13 protein-coding genes are annotated in these 16,690 nt (G+C 67.1%); 3 read left to right on the top strand and 10 right to left on the bottom strand.

Translation table 11 applies throughout. The features are described from left to right. Nucleotides 1-166: 166 nt before the first annotated feature. The gene (locus tag B9Y86_RS04120) at nt 167-1,807 is read right to left on the bottom strand and encodes a histidine-type phosphatase (protein ID WP_085483162.1); all 1,641 of its coding nucleotides are present in this window, start codon (nt 1,805-1,807) and stop codon (nt 167-169) included. Nucleotides 1,808-2,072: 265 nt separating this feature from the next. Here B9Y86_RS04120 and B9Y86_RS17740 point away from each other — a divergent pair, with 265 nt between their 5' ends. Then, the gene (locus B9Y86_RS17740) at nt 2,073-2,936 is read left to right on the top strand and encodes a cupin domain-containing protein (protein ID WP_244894621.1); all 864 of its coding nucleotides are present in this window, start codon (nt 2,073-2,075) and stop codon (nt 2,934-2,936) included. On the opposite strand, the gene B9Y86_RS04110 is transcribed toward B9Y86_RS17740, so the two are convergent. The 3 genes from B9Y86_RS04110 to B9Y86_RS04100 all read right to left on the bottom strand — a co-directional run bounded on the left by B9Y86_RS04110 (nt 2,929) and on the right by B9Y86_RS04100 (nt 6,166). Further along, complete coding sequence (locus B9Y86_RS04110) at nt 2,929-3,282, bottom strand: cupin domain-containing protein (RefSeq protein ID WP_085483160.1); 354 nt, start codon at nt 3,280-3,282, stop codon at nt 2,929-2,931. The two genes, B9Y86_RS17740 and B9Y86_RS04110, sit on opposite strands and share 8 nt — an antisense overlap. Before the next feature lie 103 nt (nt 3,283-3,385). Then, on the bottom strand, nt 3,386-4,768 hold the full coding sequence (locus tag B9Y86_RS04105) for an NAD-dependent succinate-semialdehyde dehydrogenase (protein ID WP_085483158.1): 1,383 nt from the start codon (nt 4,766-4,768) through the stop codon (nt 3,386-3,388). A gap of 99 nt (nt 4,769-4,867) precedes the next feature. Continuing rightward, on the bottom strand, nt 4,868-6,166 hold the full coding sequence (locus tag B9Y86_RS04100; protein ID WP_085483156.1) for an aspartate aminotransferase family protein: 1,299 nt from the start codon (nt 6,164-6,166) through the stop codon (nt 4,868-4,870). 92 nt (nt 6,167-6,258) lie between these two features. Here B9Y86_RS04100 and B9Y86_RS04095 point away from each other — a divergent pair, with 92 nt between their 5' ends. After that, on the top strand, nt 6,259-7,794 hold the full coding sequence (locus tag B9Y86_RS04095) for a PucR family transcriptional regulator (protein ID WP_139824719.1): 1,536 nt from the start codon (nt 6,259-6,261) through the stop codon (nt 7,792-7,794). A gap of 24 nt (nt 7,795-7,818) precedes the next feature. On the opposite strand, the gene B9Y86_RS04090 is transcribed toward B9Y86_RS04095, so the two are convergent. The 6 genes from B9Y86_RS04090 to B9Y86_RS04065 form a co-directional block, all read right to left on the bottom strand. Beyond that, the gene (locus B9Y86_RS04090; RefSeq protein ID WP_085483152.1) at nt 7,819-9,330 is read right to left on the bottom strand and encodes a CoA-acylating methylmalonate-semialdehyde dehydrogenase; all 1,512 of its coding nucleotides are present in this window, start codon (nt 9,328-9,330) and stop codon (nt 7,819-7,821) included. Nucleotides 9,331-9,423: 93 nt separating this feature from the next. Beyond that, nucleotides 9,424-10,464, bottom strand: a complete 1,041-nt coding sequence (locus B9Y86_RS04085) for a Gfo/Idh/MocA family protein (protein ID WP_085483786.1) — start codon at nt 10,462-10,464, stop codon at nt 9,424-9,426. A gap of 6 nt (nt 10,465-10,470) precedes the next feature. Beyond that, complete coding sequence (locus B9Y86_RS04080; RefSeq protein WP_244894620.1) at nt 10,471-11,532, bottom strand: Gfo/Idh/MocA family protein; 1,062 nt, start codon at nt 11,530-11,532, stop codon at nt 10,471-10,473. A gap of 5 nt (nt 11,533-11,537) precedes the next feature. Further along, on the bottom strand, nt 11,538-12,857 hold the full coding sequence (locus B9Y86_RS04075) for an MFS transporter (RefSeq protein ID WP_085483150.1): 1,320 nt from the start codon (nt 12,855-12,857) through the stop codon (nt 11,538-11,540). Next, nucleotides 12,850-13,881 carry an ROK family protein gene (locus tag B9Y86_RS04070; protein WP_244894619.1) on the bottom strand — a complete coding sequence of 344 codons (1,032 nt, stop codon included), beginning with the start codon at nt 13,879-13,881 and terminating at the stop codon, nt 12,850-12,852. Before B9Y86_RS04070 ends, B9Y86_RS04075 begins: the two co-directional genes overlap by 8 nt. Nucleotides 13,882-13,936: 55 nt before the next feature. After that, the gene (locus tag B9Y86_RS04065; protein ID WP_176223245.1) at nt 13,937-15,148 is read right to left on the bottom strand and encodes an ROK family transcriptional regulator; all 1,212 of its coding nucleotides are present in this window, start codon (nt 15,146-15,148) and stop codon (nt 13,937-13,939) included. Nucleotides 15,149-15,332: 184 nt separating this feature from the next. On the opposite strand from B9Y86_RS04065, the gene B9Y86_RS04060 reads away from it, so the two are divergent. Then, the gene (locus tag B9Y86_RS04060; RefSeq protein WP_085483146.1) at nt 15,333-16,685 is read left to right on the top strand and encodes an extracellular solute-binding protein; all 1,353 of its coding nucleotides are present in this window, start codon (nt 15,333-15,335) and stop codon (nt 16,683-16,685) included. Nucleotides 16,686-16,690 lie beyond the last annotated feature (5 nt).

Here is a 16,690-nt window from a genome sequence, read left to right as displayed (position 1 = left end):
CTCTCCTCGACTCGCCGAATGTGATGACGTCATGCCCAAGCACACTAGCTGTTGTCAGACGCGTGGTGTGTCTTTCGGGCGCACTGAGGTGCGGAGTATGGCCGCTACCCGGCGTCGGGATGCGGCCATACTCCGCACCTCAGTGGCGGCGCGGTGCTGGCGCGGGTCAGAGCCTCGAGCGGCTGCGGCGCGCGCTGCGCACGAGACGTGCGCCAGCCCCGGCGGTGAGCAGTGCCAGAGCCAGGCCGATGAGCAGGTCGCGCTCCGTCGCATCCTCGCCTGTTGCCGCGAGTGTCGCCGAGCCATTCGCGTTGCTCGCCGTCGCGCTATCCGCCGGGTCGGACGCCGCGCCGGGCGCATCCGCGACCTGCCCCGTGATGCAGCGGCGCACCTCGCTCACGTCGTAGAAGTGGGAACCGGGGGCGATGGGGGTGCAGCTGGCGCGGAAGGCGATCTCGCGCTCGTTGTAGAGCATGCGCACGATGGCGCGACCGGTGGCGTCGCGAAAGACGTCCCACTGAACGTTCGCGGCCATGGGGGTGACCGTCTCGCCGCGCCAATCGTTCGTCGCGTACGAATACGGCGCATCCGGTGTCACCGGCTGAGTCGAGCCGGGCAGGCCGATCAGCGCCGCGAACGGGATGATCGTCTCGGCGTGGGCGAAACGGAAGGTCGCCGCGGTCGTGGAACCAGCCAACCGCGCGTCGATCGAGTCGAGAAAGTCGGTGAGCAGGGGCGTGGCCATCTTGTAGGTGATGTCGCTGCCCGCGAAGGCGGGGCCCTTGCCGTAGAAGTCGTCGGAGTCAAGCAGATACGCGAACCACTCGGCGTCTGCGCCGGCGAAGTAGCGGTCGAAGTCGACCTGCACCTCCTCGGTCATGTCGGGCGCGATGATGTAGAGGTTGTAGAGCATCATCGCCGCGTCGACCTCGTTGTCGACGGTCGTCTTGCCGTCGCCGCCGTCGACGAAATGGTACGCACCGGCTGCGAGTCGATCGACGAACGCCGGCGTGTAGATGCGCTCGAGCACCTCGCGAGATGCCTCGTGGCTGCGGGGCTGGGCGTAGATGGCATCGACCGCGTCGCTGACCTTCGTGCTGTCGGCGTATGCCTGGTAGTCGGCGTTGATGTCCTCTTTGTGAAAGTAGAGGGTGTCGGGGCGCTGGGCGATGGCCGCGGGCAGGTGGGAGGCGATCAGAGGATCGGCCTGAGTGAGCCCCTGCTCGAACGCCTTGCCGGATGCCGTGGCCCTGGCCTCTCCCGAGCTCTCGACGGCGACGGTGTCGGTTCCGGCGTCGATGCCCGCGAACAGCGAGGGAAGCCGCTCGACGACCCTGCTGCCGATGCCCCGGTGCTGGGTCGCGCCCTGGCCGGTGAGGTTGCCGTAGCCGAGCTTCTGGTTCGCGGCGGTCAGCTTCTGCACCTCGGGGCCGAGTGTTGTGCCGAGCTCGGTGAGTGCTCCTTCGGAACGCGCCTGCTCCCAGACCTGTGTGGTCAGAGAGTCGTACTTGAAGCTCGACAGCGCTCGGGATCCGTGCCGGGCGACGGACTCCGTGTAGACCGGCAGGAATCCGGCGGGCGCGGTCTGCAGCTCGGCCGGAGTCTCCTGCGGCACGTAGGGGGTCTTGCTGCTGTAGTACGTGCGGCCCGACGCGGGGTCGGTACCCGTTCCGGATGCCGCCAGGGCGGGGGCCGCCGAGCCGGCGAGCACCAGAACGAGTGCGCTCGAGACGACGAGGAGTGCGCGTGATCGTGCAGGGCCGCGGCGCCCGCGGGAGCTCGCAGAGAAGGGGGAATTGGGCAGCATCGGAATCCTGTGCGGGAAGGTCGCGCGCTCAGGGGTAAGCATGAGGCGCGAGTCGGGTGGTCGCTGTCGCGACAGGCGAAGATTATTTCTCCCACGTGACCTGCTGCTGTCGTAGACATGAACAGCGAGTGTCGGCGTGCGCAGTATGTGCTGAGATCGGCGATCCCAGGGTTCGGCCAGGCCGGGGCTCGAAAATGAACTACCCGCGAGGAGCGGCCCCATGGTCGACGGCATAGCCTCGACGCGAAGCAAACAGGGAGTGTTCGTGAGCGAACCAGAATCGCCGTCGACTGAGATTCTCGCCAGCATCGAACGGCCCGATGGGAGCCGCGTCGAGGTGCGCCGCGTCGTGATTCCCGTCGGATCGTCGACAGGCTGGCACTTTCATGACGGCTGGCAGACCGGATTTCTGCTGCGCGGAGAGATCAGGCACTCGACCAGAGATCGCGATACGGTTTTCGAGATCGCCACCCCGCTCATCGAGCAGCCCGAGATCGTGCACATCGCACACAGCACGGGCGTCGAAGAGGCTGAGCTGGTGTTCCTGTCGCACATTCCGGCCGGTTCCGAGGCTGCCGTGCCGTGCCCGCCCCCCGGCGAGGAACCTATGGAGTCCGAAGGCGGGGAAAGCGTGCCGGAGGTCGGACCGCACGAGGGCGCTGCATCGGTCGCCGTGCCGCTCGGGAAGCCTGTGTTCGCGCAGGCCTTCCGCTACACCGCGATGTACGGCCCCAAGCCGTTTCCCGAAGCGCTGCTCATCTACCTCGACAACGGCTCCTACAAGATCCTCTCTCCGGGCGAGGAGCACTACGGCAGCTACGTCTCGGCCACCCAGCTCGGCACAGACCTGCCACCCCGGCACGTCTCGTTCCTCTCGTGGCCGTCAGACGACTGGGATCGAAATGTGGCCTCGCACACGCTGACCTTCAACGTCGACACGGGCGCCTACATCCAGACCCTCGTTCTGCCGGGCGACCCGGTGCCGCATGCCCAGGCGGGCTACGCGCTGCCGATCGACGACCCGACGCAGCTCGACATGACTGCGTCGTGGGAGCAGGCCCGCGTGACCTACGCGGCCGTCTTCGAGCAGCTCATCGAGGCAGAACGGACCCGTGCCGCACTCAGGTGATGTAGATCTTGCGGAGTGTCTCTGTGACGGTCCAGCGGGTGCGCATCCCGGCGCCCAAACGACCGACGGACCCAGGACGTAGCGAGAGGGTCTCATCGCTGTCGTCGAACTCCACAGTGGCCGATCCGCTGATCACGACGAACACCTCGTCGATCTCGGTGTCGGTCACTGTCCCGACTCCGAGCTCCCATATTCCGACCGAGCGTCCATCTGTATCCATCAGCTCGTAAAAACCGGTGTGGGGCGTGCCGGCCACGACGTTGTCGGCCGGTGCGAGATCGAGAGAAAGGGCCAACGCATCGATCATTCCGCCGGGCTGCAAGGCATTCGTGCTGGAGTCGACCATGTGTGAAGGCTACTCGGACCGCACCGAGAGGCGAATGACAAATTAGCCCACCATCTGACCTGAACTGCCGACTTGTCCATCTGTCGTCGGCCGAGAACACGGCTCAGCCTGCGATGCGGATGAGCTTCTTGTTGATGAACTCCTCGAGCGCGAAGCGACCCATCTCACGGCCCGAGCCCGAGCGCTTCACTCCACCGAAGGGGAGCTCTGCGGCGTCGCCCAGCACGAGGTTGATCCACACCATGCCGGCATCAATCGCGTCGGCCACGCGCAGCGCCTGCTCCTGGTCGGTGGTGTAGACGTAGGAGCCGAGCCCGAACGGGGTGTCGTTGGCGAGCGCGATCGCCTCGTCCTCCGACGAGACGCGGTAGAGCGCCGCCACAGGTCCGAAGAACTCCTCGTGGTGAGCGTCCATCGATGGGGTGACGTCGGCGAGCACGGCGGGTGGGAAGTAGTTGCCGCTGCGCTCGCCCTTGGCGACCACAGTGGCGCCCTGTGAGATCGCTCGGCCGAGCTGTTCTTCGAGGCGGTCGGCTGCGGACGTCGACGACAGCGGGCCGAGCAGCGTGCCCTCGGCGAACGGATCCGCCGGCTGCGCCGCCGTGAACGCCGCTGTGAACTTCGCCGCGAACTCCTCGTACAGCGAGTCGATCACGATGAACCGCTTGGCCGCGTTGCAGGACTGCCCGTTGTTGTCGAGGCGAGCGCTGACCGCGTCCTGAACCGCTCCGTCGATGTCGGAGGTCGACAGGAGGATGAAGGGGTCGGACCCGCCCATCTCGAGTACGACCTTCTTGAGATACTTGCCCGCGATCTCGGCCACGGCCGCGCCCGCCCGCTCAGAGCCGGTCACCGAAACGCCCTGCACGCGCGGGTCGGCGATCACGGTGGCGATCTGCTCGTTGGTGGCGAAGATGGTGACGTACACAGCAGAGGGTGCGCCCACTGACGCGGCTGCCTCGTCGAAGATGGTCTGCATTGCGAGAGCCGACTCCGGGCACTGCGGGGCGGGCTTGAGAAGGATGGCGTTGCCGGCCACGATGTTCGGGCCGGCGAACCGCGCCACCTGGTAATACGGGAAGTTCCAGGGCATGATGCCGAGCAGCACGCCGAGGCCCGCGCGGCGCACGAACGCTGATCCGGTTCCATCGGAGAGCTCGATCTGTTCGTCGGACAGGAACATCTCGCCGTTGTCGACGTAGTACTGGTAGATCGCGGCGGCGAAGTCGACCTCGCTGAGGGCCTGGTCGAGCGGCTTGCCCATCTCCCGCACAGCGATCTCGGCGAGCTCGAGCCTGCGCTCTCTGTGCAGCTCGGCCACCTTCGCGATCAGCGCGGCCCGGTCGGCGACCGTGACCTTGCGCGACCAGCCCTCGAATGCATCGGAGGCCGATCGCGTGGCGGCGCCGAGCTCAGCGTCGGTGATGGTCGAGTACTCAGACAGAGTCTCACCGGTTGAGGGGTTGATGACGGCGTAGTGGCTCATAGGGCAGATCCTTCGATCGTGGTGGCAACAGCAGAAATGATTTCGATGGTTTCGTGAGCACGGCATCCACGATCACTGTGTGCCGAGTCGACGTCGTCGTCATCGGAGAACGGACAGCGCCTCATCGAGAAGTGCGAGACCGTGGTCGGCTTCGGCGGGGGTGATCACGGCGGGAGGCACGATATGAATTCGGTTCTCTGCGATGAAAGGAAGCAGCCCTGCGGAGAGCAGCGAGGACTTCAGGCGGCCCATGGTGGCCGCATCCAGTGGTTCGCGGGAGGCGCGGTCGGCGACGAGCTCGACTGCCCAGAACACTCCGGTGCCGCGCACCTCGCCGATCACCTCGTGGGTCGAGGCGAGGCGAGCGAGCGTCGGACCGATCACCGACTCGCCGATGGTGCGCGCGTTCTCGACCACGCCCTCATCCGCCATCGCGTGAAGGGTCGCCACGATGCTGGCAGCCGCGAGTGGATGCCCGGAGTAGGTGAGCCCGCCGGGGAAGACCCGCTCGTCGAAGTGGTGCGCGATCGGCCCGGAGATGAGCACGCCACCGACGGGCACGTAGCCCGAGTTGACGCCCTTGGCGAAGGTGATGAGGTCGGGCACGACATCGAAGGCGTCGAACGCGAACCATTGGCCGGTGCGCGCGAATCCGGCCATGACCTCGTCGAGGATGAGCACGATGCCGTAGCGGTCGGCGAGCTCGCGCACGCCTTTCAGATAGCCGGGCGGCGGTACCAGGATGCCGGCGGTGCCGGGGATGGTCTCGATCAGGATCGCGGCGACCGTGTCGGGACCTTCGGACTGGATGACGCGCTCGAGGTGGCGCAGCGCCCTGGCCGATTCCTCCTCGGGCGTCGACGCCCAGAACTCGGAGCGGTAGAGGTAGGGGCCGAACACGTGCACGTGTCCGCGGGCGTACTCGTTGGGCATCCGTCGCCAATCGCCGGTGGCGACGATGGCGGCCCCGGTGTTGCCGTGGTACGAGCGGTAGTGCGAGATCACCTTGTCGCGGCCCGTGTACAGACGGGCCATGCGGATCGCGTTCTCGTTCGCATCGGCACCACCATTCGTGAAGAACACCTTCTCGAAGACCTCAGGCGCCCGATCGAGGATGAGGCGGGCAGCCTCGGCGCGGGTGGCGTTCGCGTGTGCCGGTGCGACGGTCGTGAGCAGGGCGGCCTGCTCCTGGATGGCGGCAACGACCTTCGGATGCTGGTGGCCGATGTTCACATTCACCAGCTGCGACGAGAAGTCGAGGTACTCCTTACCGTCGAAGTCCCATACTCGGCTTCCCAGTCCGCTCGCGATCGCCAGCGGGGCCAACGCCCCTTGGGCCGACCAGGAGTGAAAGACGGTAGAGCGATCGGAGAGGGAGACGGATTCGTTACTCGGCATGGTGTCAGTGTGTCGTGTTCGCCACACGAAACGAGTGCCGAAATGTCGATCGACTAGCCTAAGAGTCGACATAACGACGATAGAGGTGGTCAGTGCCGGCAACCATGAGACGGCTTCTCGCCGAAGGCGACTTTCGCCTGAGACTGGCGGCGGGCGGCGCGGCAGACGATGCGTTCATAGACGAACCGCTGTCCTGGGCGCACAGCTCGGATCTGGCCGATCCGACGCCATGGCTGGAGCCTGGCCAACTGCTGCTCACCGACGGCGCTCAGTTCACCGAGCGCAACGACGCGTTCGTCGCCGAGTACGTCGACCGGCTTCTCGCGCGAGGCGTGGTCGCGCTCGGGTTCGCCACGGGCATCGTGCACGATCGCATTCCGGATGCCCTGGCGGCCTCGTGCGATCGGGCGGGATTGCCGCTCTTCGAGGTCGAGCGGCGTACTCCGTTTATCGGCATCATCCGATGGGTCGCCGACGTACTCGCCGACGAGCGGCGCGAGCGCCTGCAGTGGTCGCTCGACGCCCAGCGCGCCGTCGCCAGGGCAGCGCTGCGGGTCGACGGTCTCGGCGCCATCCTGCTCGAACTCGCCGACCGGCTCGACTGCTGGGTGGCGCTCTACGATTCCGTGGGAAACCGGCTGCGGGTGCCGGGGCTCGCCCCGGTGCCGGCCGAGCTCGAACCCGTGGTCGCCGAGGCGGTGGCCCGCACGCTGGCGCGTGGATCGCGGGCCGGCCTCAACATCCTCGACGCAGGCGATGGCATCACATTGCAGACCATCGGCCAGCGCGGTCAGCTTCGCGGAGTGCTGGCCGTCGGTGCCTCCGAACCTCTGGATGCCGCGGGCAGCGACGTGGTGGAGAGCGTGATCGGGCTCGCGAGTATCGCGCTCGAGCAGCGCCGCAACCTGGACGCGGCACGGCGGCGGCTTCGCACCGGCCTGTTCGAACTGCTTCTGGCCGGCGTGATCGACGTGGCCGACCGCACGGCCGAGTCGCTCTGGGGCGCGCTGCCGGCCGAGCCCGTGCGACTCACCGCGGTGGTGGGGGAGGTCTCTGGGCAGGCGTTGCTCGATGAGCTCGAGCTGCATGCCGACCAGAACAGTGGCCGGCTCTTCTTCGCCGAGCGCGGCGGGCGCATTCTGCTGATCACGGGCAACGACGAATTCGACGATCTGCAGGCGCTGCTCCTGCGTCATGGGCTTCGCGCGGGTACTTCGGGGCCGGTGCGGTGGAACGAGCTGCCTCGCGCTCTCACCGAGGCGGGCCACGCCGGTCGCGCCGTGTCGCGCGAGCATCCCTTCATCTTGTTCGAACGACTCGCCGACGAGGGGATGCAGGGACTGCTCGCCGCGAGCGGCGGCGAGGCGGTGGCCCGACGCATCCTGAGGCCGTTGCTCGACCTGCCGCTGCGCGATCGTGAGGCTCTCGCAGAAACACTGCGGGTGTGGCTCGAGCACAACGGAGCGTGGGACCCGGCTGCCCGCCAGCTCGGCATCCACCGACACACCCTGCGCAACCGGGTGGCCGCGGCGGACACCCTGCTCGGGCTCGATCTGGAGCAGTTCGCGGCGAGGGCAGAGCTCTGGTCGGCGCTGCAGCTCATCGATCCCGAGGAGAACGGGCAGTAGCGGCCAGGCTCGAACGGGGCGAACTCAGTTCTGGGGGAAGCCGAGGTTGATGCCGCCGTGGGAGGGATCGAGCCATCGGCTCGTGATGGCCTTCTGCTGGGTGAAGAACCGCACGCCCTCGGCGCCGTGTGCCTTGGTGTCGCCGAACAGCGAGGCCTTCCAGCCGCCGAACGAGAAGGTGGCGACAGGCACGGGAATGGGCACGTTGATGCCGATCATTCCTACCTGGACCTCGTTCTGGAAGCGGCGTGCCGCACCGCCGTCGTTGGTGAAGATGGCGGTGCCGTTGCCGAATGCGCCGTCGTTGATCAGCTTCACGCCCTCCTCATAGGTGTTCACGCGCACGACGGAGAGGACGGGGCCGAAGATCTCCTCGGTGTAAGCGCGGCTCGTGGTCGGTACTCGGTCGAGCAGGGTCGGGCCGAGCCAGAACCCGTTCGCGTCGCCGTCGGGTTGCACGTCGCGGCCGTCGACCACGATGCTCGCGCCATCGGTGGCGGCTATCTCGATGTAGGAGGCGACCTTGTCGCGGTGCGCCTCGGTGACCAGCGGGCCCATGTCGCAGCCGCGGCGACCGTCTCCGGTGCGGAGGCCGGACATCCGCTCGGTGATCTTCTCGATCAGGGGGCCGGCTACGGGTTCGACGGCCACGACGACCGAGATGGCCATGCAGCGCTCGCCGGCCGAGCCGAAGCCGGCGTTGATGGCAGAGTCCGCGACGAGGTCGAGGTCGGCATCGGGCAGCACCAGCATGTGGTTCTTCGCCCCACCCAGTGCCTGCACGCGTTTGCCGTGCTTCGTGCCTGTTTCGTACACGTATTGCGCGATCGGGGTCGAGCCGACGAACGAGATGGATGCGACATCCGGGCTCGTGAGCAGGCCGTCGACGGCCTCTTTGTCGCCGTTGAGGACGGTGAACACGCCGTCGGGGAGGCCGGCCTCCTTCCACAGCTTCGCGATCCAGAGTGCTGCGCTGGGATCTTTCTCGGAGGGCTTCAGGATGACGGTGTTGCCGGCGGCGATGGCGATGGGGAAGAACCACATCGGCACCATGGCCGGGAAGTTGAAGGGGCTGATGATGCCCACCACGCCGAGCGGCTGTTTCGTGGAGTAGACGTCGACACCGGTGGAGACGTTCTCGGAGTACTCGCCCTTGAGGTGGTGTGCCAGGCCGGTCGCGAACTCGACGACCTCCTGCCCGCGGGTGATTTCGCCGAGCGCATCGGAGAGCACCTTCCCATGCTCGCTCGTGATGATCTCGGCGAGCTCGCCCTTCTTCGCTTCGAGCAGCTCGCGGAATCGGAACAGGATCTGCTGCCGGCGAGCGAGAGACAGATCGCGCCACGCGGGGAACGCTGCCCGCGCGCTGGCGATCGCCGCGGCGATCTCGGACTGGTCGGCCAGCGCGACGCGCTTCGTCTCTACGCCCAACGCGGGGTCGAACACCGGGGCTGTGCGTCCCGATGACGACGGATACTCGATCCCGTCGATCCAGTGCGCGACGACGGGAAGAGGTGAGCTGGACTCTGGGTTCATGGCCCAAAGCTAAGGCCTCAGCGCGTCAATCGACGTGTCGCTTTTGTCGAATGAGGCGTTGGCTGTTCGACAGGTCGTCGATTTGTCTCACGCCTAGCTGCTCGAGGCGACGTCAGCCACGGCGATCGTTCGACCCGTGCGGGCCGACTCCTGCGCCGCCAGCACGATGTCGAGAGTACGCAGCCCTACGCCGCCGTCGGGTTGGGGCTGCTCTCCCGAGCAGACCGCGTCGATGAAGCTCGACAGTAGAGCCTCGTCGAAGTTCGGTCCGTAGGGCGCCTCGATCGGCAGGCCTGTCGCCGTGTCGAGACCACGTGCGCGCGGTCCGAAGAAGTCGACGGCCACGGTTCCCGCGGTGCCGGCCAGGGTCACAGAGACACCGCCCCAGCTCGGAGCCGTGTCGGGTTGGCTCCACGAGCAGTCGATCGCCGCGATCACGCCGTTGTCGTAGCTGATGGTCACAAGACCGGCTGTCTCGGCGCGGGCCCTGTCGGCGTGCAGCTTCTGGTTGGTGACGGCGGTCACCGACACGGGCGCCGCGCCCATCAGAGCCTCCAACAGATCGGCGATGTGCACGACGTGATCGACGAGAGCGCCTCCGCCCGAGAGCTCAGGGTCGGTGAACCACGCACGCTCACTCGGCAGCTTGCCGTTGTTGCTGCCGCGAATAGAGAAGACCTGCCCGAGCTGGCCCGCGTCGTACTCGGCCTTCAGCCGAGAGAAGGTGCTCGCGAAGCGCACGGGAAACGCGACCATCAGGATGACGCCTGCGGCGTCTGCCGCTTCGAGCATCGCCACGCCGTCTTCGTGGCTCGTGGCGAGCGGCTTCTCGCACAGGATGTGCGCCCCGGCCGCGGCCGCGCGCTCGACGTCGGCCCGGTGGCGGGCGTTCTCGCTGGTGACGATCACCGCATCCGGTTGCCAGGCCATGAGCTCGTCGTAGCTGTCGACGTAGTCGACGCCGAGGTGCTCGGCGAACGCGCGCCCGCGCAGCTCTGTGTCGGAGTGCTCACCGGGATCGGAGGTGAGCAGGCTCACCGATGGGGTGCCCTTGAGCAGGTCGATGTAGCCACGAGCGTGGGTGTGCGCGAACGACATGACGGCGATCTTCAGGGGGCGGTCGGGAGTGCGCATCGTCATCTACTTTCCGGTGGCCTGTGCTGAGGGGGATTCGATATCGACAGGTTGCCCCGTCTCGAGCGAGAGTAGGGCGGCGTTGGCGAGGCGCACGGCTTCGGCGCCTTCGGCAGCAGACACCCGCGGCGCCGCACCTCCGCCGAAAGCGTCGGTGAATTCGCGCAGCTCGGCGAAGTAGGGGTTCTCTGCCGGGTCGACCTCCGGCAGCAGGCCACTCGGCGCGTCTGTGCTGGCGAGGTGTGAAATGTAGTTGCGTTCCGCCACCGAGGAATGGGCGAGCGAACCCTCGGTTCCCGTCACCGAATATTCCGTGGTGAAAGGCAGGTGCGACGGGCCCCAGATTCCGGCGATGTGACTGATGGCTCCCGAGCTGTGGGTGAGCAGAACGTGCGCTGCCTCGACCGGCGTCGTCGCATCCCCCGCATGAGAGGAGACCGCGGATACTCGCTCGACGGGACCTGCGACCCACCTCGCGATGTCGATGTCGTGGATCATCTGATCCATGATGATGCCGCCCGACAGAGCGCGGTCGGCGAACCAGGGAGTGCGGGTGGGAAAAGCGCCGGATCGAGAGAAGCGGAGTACCGCGAGGTCGCCGAGTCGACCGGATGCGACGGCCTCTTTCAGCAGGACGTACTCGGGGAAGAACCGCACGACGTGGGCGGGGAACAGCATGAGGCCGAGTTCGTCTGCCAGACCTGCGAGCTCGTCGACCTCCGCGTCGGTGCGCGCGAGCGGCTTCTCGCTGATCACGTGCTTGCCGGCCTCGAGCGCACGCTTGACCAGGGCGTGGTGCGTGAACGTCGGGGTGGCCACGTCGACGAAGTCCACCGCCGCCAGCAGCTCGTCGAGGCTGTCCACCACGGTTCCGCCGTAGAGGGCGACCAGCTCGGCCGCTCCTGCTTCGGAGTAGACGTACACATCGGCGCCGAGGGTGAGCAGGTGCCGAAGGTGCGAGTGGCTGATGCCGCCGGCGCCGATGAGGCCGATTCGAAGCGGAGTGTGTGTCATGGCTGTCTTTCCGTCGGGGGAGGAGAGGTGGGCGGGTGAAGAGATGGTGGGCACTGCGGTCATCGCCTCCGGGCGATCACGTCGCGAATTCGGGGCAGATGGATGCCTCTGGCCGCCATCACCGCGCGGGTGCGGCGACGTTCGCGCAGCAGGGCGACGATGCCGACGGCCCAGATCGGGAATTGCACGAGGAAGGCGATCTTGAATGCGGCGAGGGAGTAGGTCGCAGGAGTCCCCGCGCCCTGCACATCCATGGCGATACCGATGAACAGGATCGCGAGGACGCTGGCGAGAAAGCCGCCGCCGTTCACGATTCCCGTGGCGGTTCCCAGACGCTGTGCCGGGTTGTGGGCGCGGGTGAGGTCGAATGCGATCATCGAGCCGGGGCCACCAGCGCAGAGCGCAGCGACCAGCGCGAAGATCACGGGCAGGGGAGCAGCACCCGGCCAGAGAATGACCACGGCCCAGAGTGCGGCCTGGGCCCCGACGACGGTCAGCACGATCCACGATCGGCGCAGTGGATGCCGGGCGGACGCCGCCCCGACGACAGGCCCCAGGACGAGCCCGACCAGCACATAGAAGGTGAAGATCAGCGATGCGAGCTGCACCGACAGCCCGAGTCCCTCGACGAGGAACGGGTAGCCCCACAGCAGAGCGAACGCGTTGCCCGCGAACGGCGTGGAGAAGTGCGACCAGAACGCGAGCCGAGTGCCCGGGTGCTTCCAGGCATCCACAAACCCCTGCCGCAGATCGGGGCGGCTCGTCACCACGGTGATCGCGCCCGTCTCCTCGGGTTCGTTTCGCACCATGGCGAAGGTCAGGATGCCGGCCAGCGCGCCAACGGCGGCGAGCGAGACGAAGGCGGTGGGCCAGTTCGTGGCGTGCAGCAGGGCGGCCAGAGGAATGACCGAGACGATCTGGCCGAACTGCCCGAGCAGCCCGGTGAACTGAATGATGATCGGAGCGCGCTTCACCGGGAACCATGCGGCGATCACGCGCAGGATGCTGGGGAAGATCGCGGCATCGCCGGCACCGAGCAGAACGCGTGCGGCGATCGCGATGTGCACGTCGGGGGTCAGCGCCATCACGAGTTGTCCGGCGGCCATGACCAGCATTCCCACGGTCATGACGCGTCGCGAACCGAAACGGTCGAGCAGCAGGCCCACGGGGATCTGCATCGCACCGTAGACCAGCAGTTGCAGAACGGCGAAGAGCGCCAGGGTTGACGCGTCGGCGTGGAAGCGTGCCGACGCCTCGGTGCCAACCGCGGAGAGCGAGGTACGGTTCACGATCGAGACGATGTAAGCCAGAACGCCGGCGCCCCAGATGAGCATCAGCCTTCGGTCGAGCGAGCTGCCGGCGAGAGCGTTCCTAGGCATCAGATGCTCCGCGCTGTTCCGGCCCCAGCGAACGGAGGGCCTGTCGGGCGAAGCCCGCATCCGGAACCCGATCTGCCCAGCCGATGATCGCCGCGCCGATCAGGCCACCCAATGCCCCGAGCGCAGACTGCTCGATGCGCGGGGTCGAGCGCCAGCCGAGCCTGGCCGTGACGGCCTCGCGGAGCGGCGCGATCAGAGTGTCGCCCGCCGCCGAAACGCCCCCACCGATCACGATCACGGCAGGATCGAGCACCGCGGTGATGCCGGCGAGCCCGACAGACAGGGCATCGACGGCGTCGGCCCAGACACGGGCGGCGATCGGGTCGGTGTCGAGAGCGGATGCGATGGCCCGGGTCGACGACGCGATGGTTCCGCCGTGCTCGCGGTACCGATCGAGGATCGTCGTTCCCGACGCGTAGGCCTCGATGCAGCCTCGCTGCCCGCACGTGCAGAGCGCGCCGTTCGGCACGGCCAGCATGTGGCCGAGCTCGCCCGCGGCGCCGGTGGCACCCTCGACGAGAACGCCGCCCGAGACGACGGCAGACGAGACGCCGGTGCCGATGGGCACGATGAGGGCGTCGTCGTACGCGGCGTCGTAGCTCGAGCCCGCGTCGGTGCCGGATGCGCCGGCCCCCTGGGCGGCGCGTTCGGCCAGCGCGGCCGAGCGGGCGTCGTGGCCGACGCTGACGGCGACGCTGAACTCGGCCTCGAGCAGCTGACGCAGCGGAAAGCCGTCCCATCCGAGATTGGCGGCGAAGCGCACGGTACCCGACTCGGGGTCGACCAGTCCCGGCGAGGCGATGCCGATGCCCGCGATCGTGAAGCCGCCCGCCGCCGCTTCGTCGACGAGCCGGCGCGCGATCGCCAGCACGCTCTCGTAGGCGTCACGGCCGCCATCGAAGGTCGCGGTGGTGTGCCGCGCGACCACCGTGCCCGCGGCGTCGACGGCCGCGCCCTTGACCGTCGTGCCGCCGATGTCGATCGCGATCACGACCTCGAGGGCCGAGTGGTGCGGGTGGATCACAGAAGTACTCGCAGTTCTAAGACGAAAGGTCGGGGCGGGGATAGTGTCTGAGCGTTCAGGCGGGCGTCGTGTCGTCGAGTTCTCGAACGAGCTGCTCGATGCGGGCGGGCGCCAGCACCTCTTCGAGAATCAGGTGCGCCGCGCCCCGCACGCCGGCATCGCCGGGGCTGCGCGCGGCGCGCACGTCGAGGTCGTTGCCGACCAGCGGAAGGCAGCGTTGGAAGAGTTCGGCCCGGATGGCGGCGACCAGGGGCGCCGACGCAGACATCGCTCCACCGAGGATCACGTCACGCGGATTGAAGAAGTTGACGATCGACGCGAGGACGCCGCCGATCGAGGTGCCGGCGCTGCGCAGGATATCGACGACCTGAGCGTCGCCCCCGCGGCCGAGCTCGACGACGTCTGCGGCGGTCTGCACGTCGTACCCCAGCTGCGACAGCCGCGCCACGATCGCGCCGCCGCTCGCGACGGACTCGAGGCAGTTCGGGGTGCCGCAGACGCACGAGATCGTGGAGGTTCCCTGCACCGAGGTATGGCTGATCTCGCCGGCCGCACCGCCGGCCCCGCGGTGCAGTCGACCGTCGGAGACGATGCCGCAGCCGATGCGGGTGCCGAGTTTGATGGCCAGGAGCTGGTCGCTGCTCTGGCCTCCCATCGTCTGCTCGGCCAGCGCGATGAGGTTCGCGTCGTTCTCGACGAGCACCGGCACGCTCGTGAACTCGCTGAACAGACCGGGCAGGTCGGCGTTGTGCCAGCTGGGCATGAACGAGGGCAGAACGACACGGCCGCTCGGGTATTCGATGGGAGCGGGGAGGCCGATGGCTACCCCCAGAAGCTGCGCCTCATCGAGTTCGTTCGCGGCGATGAGGCCTCGCAGCGCTGCCCACAAGGCCTCGGCGGCCAAGGCGGGGCCGTCTTCGATGGCCACGGGTACATCTTCTACGGCGAGCATGCGACCACCGAGATCGGCGATGCCGACCTGCACATGGTGAGCACCGACATCCATCGCCCCGACGAACCCGGCGCCCGTCGAGACCTCGAGCGAGCGGGCACGCCGACCGCCGCGGGACTGCTCGTCGCCGGCCTCGCTGACGAGGCCGAGGCGAATGAGAGAGTCGATTCTGAGCGATATGGTCGAGGGCGCCATGCCGATATGGCGCGCGAGCGCAGAGCGAGAGGAGGCTGCGCCGGAACGGATCAGGCGAAAGATGTCGCCGACCGATCCCGAGGCGAATTCCGATTCTCGGAAAAGCTCTGCTCGTGTCATACACTCACCATATAGGCCGAGAATCGAACGAAGTCGTTCGAATTGCAATCTACTTGCGGTGGCAATCAAACGGTAACTCGTACGAAACATAGGAACCATAGCTTTTACCTCAGGCACCCGATCCACCCCATTTCGCTCCATCGCCCCTATCTCTCAGTTCCCCCCAGCAAGTCGAGGAGTCAGCATGAATGGCAAGAAACGTTCCTGGACAGGAGTCATTGCCGTGTCCGTCGCGGTGGCGCTGTCGCTCACCGCCTGCGCACCCGGCAGTGGATCGGCTCCCGCGGCATCCGGCGGCCCCGTATCGAAAGACGTCGCCGGAGCCGGAGACGTCACCCTCACGGTGTGGGATCAGAACACGGATGAGGGCATCACCGACGCGCAGGAGAAGCTGAACGCCGCGTTCTCGGCGAAATACCCGAATGTGAAGATCGACAGGGTCACGCAGTCGTTCGCCGACCTGAAGACCACTCTCAAGCTCGCGCTCTCGGGTGACAATCCTCCCGACGTGGTTCAGGCCAACCAGGGCTATCCCGATATGGGCGCATTCGTGCAGGGCGGTCTCATCCGTTCGCTGAACGACTACGACGGCCTGTATGACTGGAGTTCGTACTACCCGGAATCGCTGCTGAAGATCAACTCGTTCAGCGCTGATGGCAAGACCTGGCAGGGCGACAATCTGTACGGCATCTCGCAGACCGGCGAGGTGGTGGGCATCTACTACAACAAGAAGATCCTGACGCAGCTCGGCGTCGAGGCTCCGACCTCGCTCGACGAGCTCGAGCAAGACATGGCGGCGGCTAAGGCCGCAGGCATCATGCCCATGGCGTATGGCGACATCGAGAAGAGCCCGGGCATCCACCTCTTCGGCGTGGTGCAGGCGGCGATCGCCGGGTCTGATGCGGTGAACAAGCTCGTCACCGGCGCCGGCGGCGCGTGGACAGACGACGCGTCGGTCACGGCCGCGAAGACGATTCAGGACTGGTCGAGCAAGGGGTACATCACCGAGGGTGCCAACGGTGTCTCTCGCGATGATGCCCTCGCCCAGTTCGAGGCCGGGCAGTCTGCCTTCTACGTCGTAGGCACCTGGAAGCAGGCCGCGATCTCGGAGGCGATGGGTGACGACGCCGGCTTCACGACACTCATCCCGAAGGGCGCGGACTCGCCGGTGACCACGGGCGGCGAGGGTCTGGCCTGGGCTGTCACGACGGGCTCGAAGCACCCGGATGTCGCTGCCGCCTACATCGACTTCATCAACAATGCGGATGCGGCCAAGACGTTCATCGACGAGAACAGCCTGCCGTCAGTGATTCCGGCCGACTACACGCCGAAGCCTGGTCTCGAGACGGATGTCTTCGACACCTACGGCAAGGTCACCTCGTCGGGCGGGCTGGTGCCGTATCTCGACTACTCCACGCCCACGTTCTACGACACACTCACGAGCGCGGTGCAGCAGCTGACCGATCAGCAGGTCACGCCCGAGGCCTTCACCGACATTCTTCAGAAGGATTACTCCGGCTTCGTGGGAAGCAAGTAAGGACT

Origin of the sequence: Agreia pratensis, from assembly GCF_900177685.1 — a bacterium.
GTDB lineage: Bacteria > Actinomycetota > Actinomycetes > Actinomycetales > Microbacteriaceae > Agreia > Agreia pratensis.
This window is presented reverse-complemented; position numbering and strand designations above follow the sequence as displayed.